This is a genomic window from Candidatus Hydrogenedentota bacterium (assembly GCA_012523015.1).
Classification (GTDB): Bacteria; Hydrogenedentota; Hydrogenedentia; order Hydrogenedentales; family CAITNO01; genus JAAYBJ01.
Genome location: JAAYJI010000117.1, coordinates 1 through 5,614 on the forward strand (window position 1 = coordinate 1; position 5,614 = coordinate 5,614).

Below are 5,614 nucleotides of genomic sequence, written 5' to 3' on the forward strand. Positions count from 1 at the left end.
CATGTAGACTGTAAAGAAATCGTGTTGGACGCGGCGGCGGCGCGGGCAGTGCCAACGGTGGAAGTGCGCAATCCCAGCGCTCACATCACCCACGAAGCAGCGATTGGCAGTGTGTCTTCGCGACAGCTGCAGGCACTGCTCAGCCGCGGTTTGGATGAAGATGAGGCGACCGACCTCATTATTGAGGGCTTGCTGAGCAAAAAAGCACGTTGGACACGGGATTCCCTGACATCGGTCTGAGCGGAAGGACAGGACAAGCGCCTGTTGCCGCTCGGCGCAGCTATTTGACTTTATTATGCCGTAAACGATACACTATATTATAGATGTTGGTAGTGTCCCAAGAATGGATGGGCAGTGCCTGCGGTATCTGTGGGGGAAGAGGCGGAGGGTATGCTTTTCTGTTATTTGCCCCTGTGACACCCTGCGGCGGCAATATGTTCCAGTATTAACCACTTACTATTAGTAACTTATGTAAAGGAGTCTGTCGTGAAAAGGACTTATCAACCATCCAATACGCGTCGTATACGCACCCATGGCTTCCGTGCGCGTATGGCGACTGTAGGCGGACGCAAAGTGATCGCTGCGCGTCGTCGTCGCGGTCGTCGCAGTCTCAGTGTTTCCGATTCCATGGGGAGGTAACTGATTAGATCCGGTGCCGGAACGCTATTTATATCCCCGGACTGTGCGGCTTCTTAGGAAGTCCGACTTTGACCAGGTATTTTCCAAGGGCAAAAAGGTCTGGGGACCCCATTTTATCGGATATCTGGCGGAAGCCGGCGGTACGGAAACACGACTGGGACTGGTCGTTTCCCGTAAAGTTGGCAACGCGGTGACGCGTAATCGGATGAAACGTTTAATCCGTGAATTCTTCCGCCATCATCAAATGTGCTTTCCGGCAGGCACGGAATTGATTGTAGTGGCCCGTGTATCAAGTAGCTCCTTAACAGGTTCCCAATGTATTGGGGAACTTCAACGCATGTTTGGACCATGGCTGCACAATGCGTAGTATATTGATAGCGATGATTCGCATTTATCAACGGTTCATATCGCCCTTGCTCGGCGAACACTGCCGTTTTGAACCTTCCTGTTCTCGCTATGCGATTGAGTCGCTGGAACAACACGGCCTTTTCAAAGGTATCGGCTTGGCGACGTGGCGTTTGCTGCGCTGCCAGCCCTTTTGCAAAGGCGGGTATGATCCGGTACCAAGCCGCACACAGCCAATGAAAGCAAAACATCACTCCGGGCCGTGCGGCAGGTCTTAATACTGTCCTGATAAAGGGCGGGAGACTTATATTGTTTGACGGAAAAGACGACAAAGAGATACAACGAAATCAACTGATTGCCATCGTGTTGATGGTCGCGCTGGTATTGATCTGGACTCAATTTTTTCTGCCGAAACCGGCGCCTCGGCCCGAACCGACTGAGACGGTCATTGACCTGAGCGAGGGCGAATCGAAAGCAGAGGAGCGGAGCCCCTTTGATCGGGAAACACCGCGGCCGACAACTGTTGACGAGGATAGTCCCGCCGGCGCGGTAGCCCTGCCGCCTGTCGACGAAGCTGATGAAGACGACGGGGCGGAAATCATCTTGGAGAATGCGCATCTCGAGTTGGTCTTTACCCCCGTAGGCGCACGTCTTAAACAGGCGACGGTACGTTTGGGTCAAGACGGAGCCGATTCCATTCAGCTGGTTCCGCAAAGCGAATTGTTGAGCGACGGTGAATCCGAATATCCCTTGGCGCTTTTCTTCACCGATACCAACTTGGGCGACGCCCTCAATTATCGGCGCTGGAGTGTCGGTCCCGCTGCGGATGCCAATACCGTCTCCTTCCAGTTGGAAATCCCTGATTATGTGCGGCTGGAAAAGACCTTCAGGCTTCGGGAAGATGCCCATGTGGTAGACGTGAGCGTGCGGTATACGAATCTGTCCGAGGAAAAACGGCTGCTCGGATTGGATCGCGATGAACCCGCTCTTTCGCTGTATTGGGGGCCCAACGTAAGCAGCGGCGACCTGAGAAAAGGCGCCCAACAGAATGTGGTGTGGCGCAAGGATGACGCCAACAGTTATCACCCCACGGCGAAGTTTAAACTGACGAACACGCGCGCATGGTATAACGACCGCGTTCTGGATCCGGACTGGGCAGCCGTTTGCAGTGCCTATTTTACGGTGGCGATTAAGCCTGATTTCGCACAGGCCGACGCATGGTATCACGGCACGCAGCAAGATTTTCGCTTGGGCGTGGGCGCGCCGCGCACGGAAGTGGAACCCGGTGAAGACGTCGTCTTCGACTATGAGGCGTATATCGGGCCTCGGGGCCGCGAATCATTGGAAGCCGCCTGGCCCACCCTTGATACGGCGCTGTCCTTTTTCACTTCCGTAAAAATCATGGACCAGTTCGCCAAGCTGCTCTTGGCTATTCTCGTCTGGTTCCATGCGCATGCCATCGCCAACTATGGGCTTGCTATCATTTTCCTTACCATTTTAGTACGGATGGCCATGTTCCCGCTAACGTGGAAGAGTATGCTGAGCATGCGCAAAATGTCGCTGCTCGCACCTGAGATAGAAAAGCTGAAAGAAGAATGCAAAGATGACCAGCAGGAATTCCAAAAACGCACGATGACGCTCTACCGTGAGCGCGGCGTGAGTCCCTTGGGAGGCTGTCTGCCCATGCTGTTGCAAATGCCGGTCTTTATCGCATTGTATAGGATGTTGTGGAGTGCTTTTGAGCTTCGGCGTGCGCCCTTTTTCCTGTGGATACAGGATCTGAGCGAACCCGATCATCTGATGACACTGCCCTTTGACATTCCCATCCCCTTTGCCAATGCGCCGCTGAACAGCATTAATCTGCTGCCCCTGTTGATGGCACTGTCCATGGTTGCGAGCCAAAAATTAATGCCCATGTCCGGGCCGGTGCAAACACAACAGCAAAAAACGATGATGACGATTATGCCTATCTTTTTCGCCGTCATCACCTACAACATGGCGTCGGGTCTGAACTTATATATTCTGGTCAGCACCCTATTGGGCATTGCCCAAAACTACATTATTCGAGGCATTCCTGTGGATGCCGACTCTGTTAAACCCAAGAAAAAAAAGCCCGCTAAACCTCGCCATTTTTACGACGTTGCTCGTGCAAAACAACGTGAAATCAATAAAGAAGTACGCAAACAAAAACAACGCGGCCGCCGTCGTAAAGATTCCAAAAAACATTAATTTTATCGCGAGGCCCGGGCGCCAGCATTAACCCTAGCATTACGCTAGAGGCGATTCGGGAGTATGTGACTATGAAAGCAATAGAAAGCTCGGGAGCGACCCGAGAAGAAGCCATTCAATCGGCATTAAAAGAACTCGGTGTAGAGATGGACTCCGTCGAACGCATCGACGTTATCGATGAGGGGAGCAAAGGATTTTTAGGGCTGGGCAAACGGCCCGTACGGGTGCGTATTGCAGTGGACCATGCGCAATTGCACAAACCGCAGGATACGCAGCGACGTCATTCCGGCCCCAGACGCCAGCCCAGAGGCGGACAACAAAGAAATCGTAGGAAACGGTGCGGCGACGGCTCCGGAGCTGCGCTGCAACAGCAACATACTCCAAACAGACCCGCCGCATCAGGACAAAATAATCGGCGCGACAAAAACAAAGGGCGCAACCAAACCCAAGGCCAAAAACGGCAACAACCCGGAAACCGTCCGGCCCAAAAAGCCGGCGCACCGCGTAAAGAAGAAGGCGGCAGGCGTCTATCCGCCCAATCCCCTAAAAAGCCGGCCAATAGCGTCTTCGAAGAATCCTCGGAATCCCAGCGTTTGGTGGAACAGTTCGTCAATATGGCTGCTGCTGCCTCCTCCACTTATCAAGAGCCTGAACGCAGCATTCAGGACGCCGAAAAAGAAGCCTTCGAATCCATCTCTAATGAACAGGGAACGGAAGCTGCCGCATTACTCGAAGAAATTATTTCCTATATGGATCTTCAGGGTAAGGTCTCTTTTTGTCGCGATAAGGAAGGCAGCGCACGGCTCCATGTGGACAGTGAAGCAGATGGCGGCATCCTCATCGGTAAACGGGGCATGACCTTGGAAGCTTTTCAATATCTGATCAACCGCATGTTGACCCGCGGCGACAGCAACGAAAATTCCGAACGTGTCTTGGTTGATGTGGGCGATTATGTAGACCGCCGCCGGGGAATGCTTCGGGATATGGCGCTGTCCATGGCGCAAAAAGCAAAAGATACCAATCGTAATGTGCGCCTGAAACCACTGAGCCCGCAAGATCGCCGTATCATTCATCTTTCCTTGGAAAAAGACAAGCAAATACGCACCTTCAGCACAGGCGATTCCCTGTTTCGAACCATTGTCATCAGCCCTTTGGGAGAGCGAAAAGGCAATAATCAGCGTCATAATTCCGCCGGCAATCGAAACAAACGCAGGGAAGGGAATGCGAATTCCCCGGAAGAATGATGCACTACGCATCTACAGAAGACACCATAACCGCCATATCCACACCACCCGGTGAGGGCGGTATCGGCATTGTCCGTGTAAGCGGTCCCGACGCCTTTGTTATTGCCCGCGCCATTTTCGTCTCCTCGAAAGGGCGCACTCCGGACAAAGGCAAACAACGGGTCTTTCATGGACATGTCCATGATGCTTCCGGACGTACCCTTGACGAAATACTGCTTCATGTCATGCCTGCCCCCCATAGTTATACTGCGGAAGATGTCGTTGAATTTAACGGACACGTCGGCATGGTTCCTTTGAACGCTATTTTGGAAGAAACGCTGCGGCACGGCGCCCGTCTTGCGCGGCCCGGCGAATTTACATTGCGCGCCTTCTTAAACGGCCGTATGGATCTCACCCGTGCCGAAGCAGTCATTGATCTGATCCAAGCGCAAACGCGCCGCGCTTTGTCGGCGGCTAATAGCGTGGCTGAGGGCGCTTTATCCGAAACACTTTACGAGCTGCGCGAAATTTTGGCTGATTCCCTGGCACGTATCGAAGCGGCCGTCGATTTTCCGGAAGATGATTTGCCGGAACTCATCGATCACGCCCTGATACAGCGCCTTCAAGACGCGAATAAACAAATGAAGACGCTCTTGGAAACGGCGGAGACGGGCATCTTGCTGCGTGAAGGCGTGGGACTGGCGATCGTGGGGCGGCCCAATGTGGGCAAATCAAGCCTCTTCAACGCGCTGCTACGCGATACACGGGCTATCGTCTCGGAAGAAGCGGGAACCACGCGGGACCGTATCGAAGAGACCGCCTCGCTGGGCGGCATCCCCGTGCGTCTCACGGATACAGCCGGCATGAGAGAGGCGCAAAATATCGTTGAAGCGCAGGGGGTGCAATTGGCGCGCGACGCGGCACGGCAAGCCCGCTATATCTTATTTGTTGTGGACGGCTCTGCGTCGGAAACCGATGAAGACCGCCGTATCGCTGCTGAGCTGAGAGATCTCGGCACACCCGTCCTCTTGATACGAAACAAGATTGATTTGCGGCAAGGCTCCCCCCTTCCTCAGGAACACGGCTTTACAGCGCCTCATTTCGCCTTGGTCTGTGATGTTTCCGCCAAAACGGGAGAAGGGCTCCATAGGCTAGAAAAAGAATTGAGCCAATTGCTC

The 5,614-nt window shown here is 53.7% G+C and carries 7 protein-coding genes; all 7 read left to right on the top strand.

Going from position 1 to position 5,614, the window contains the following annotated elements:
* Positions 1-240: hypothetical protein (locus GX117_05100; protein ID NLO32720.1), on the top strand; the 240-nt coding region annotated here is incomplete at its 5' end.
* Between the two features lie 246 nt (positions 241-486).
* On the top strand, positions 487-639 hold the full coding sequence (rpmH, locus tag GX117_05105) for a 50S ribosomal protein L34 (protein ID NLO32721.1): 153 nt from the start codon (positions 487-489) through the stop codon (positions 637-639).
* Between the two features lie 13 nt (positions 640-652).
* Complete coding sequence (rnpA, locus tag GX117_05110; GenBank protein ID NLO32722.1) at positions 653-1,006, top strand: ribonuclease P protein component; 354 nt, start codon at positions 653-655, stop codon at positions 1,004-1,006.
* Entirely contained in the window at positions 999-1,262 is a 264-nt protein-coding gene (gene yidD / locus GX117_05115; protein ID NLO32723.1) for a membrane protein insertion efficiency factor YidD, read from the top strand. The genes rnpA and yidD overlap by 8 nt, the downstream gene beginning before the upstream one ends.
* A gap of 31 nt (positions 1,263-1,293) precedes the next feature.
* Positions 1,294-3,213, top strand: a complete 1,920-nt coding sequence (gene yidC, locus GX117_05120; GenBank protein ID NLO32724.1) for a membrane protein insertase YidC — start codon at positions 1,294-1,296, stop codon at positions 3,211-3,213.
* 71 nt (positions 3,214-3,284) lie between these two features.
* Positions 3,285-4,457, top strand: coding sequence for a KH domain-containing protein (locus GX117_05125; GenBank protein NLO32725.1), 1,173 nt, complete (start codon positions 3,285-3,287; stop codon positions 4,455-4,457).
* Positions 4,454-5,614, top strand: a 1,161-nt coding sequence (mnmE, locus tag GX117_05130) for a tRNA uridine-5-carboxymethylaminomethyl(34) synthesis GTPase MnmE (protein ID NLO32726.1), incomplete at its 3' end; no start/stop codon positions are given. The genes GX117_05125 and mnmE, both read left to right, overlap by 4 nt.

Bases quoted from the DNA above. Each gene is read 5' to 3' on its own strand.
- GX117_05125 (NLO32725.1), top strand. From the start codon at position 3,285: ATGAAAGCAATAGAAAGCTCGGGAGCGACCCGAGAAGAAGCCATTCAA.
- yidD (NLO32723.1), top strand. From the start codon at position 999: ATGCGTAGTATATTGATAGCGATGATTCGCATTTATCAACGGTTCATA.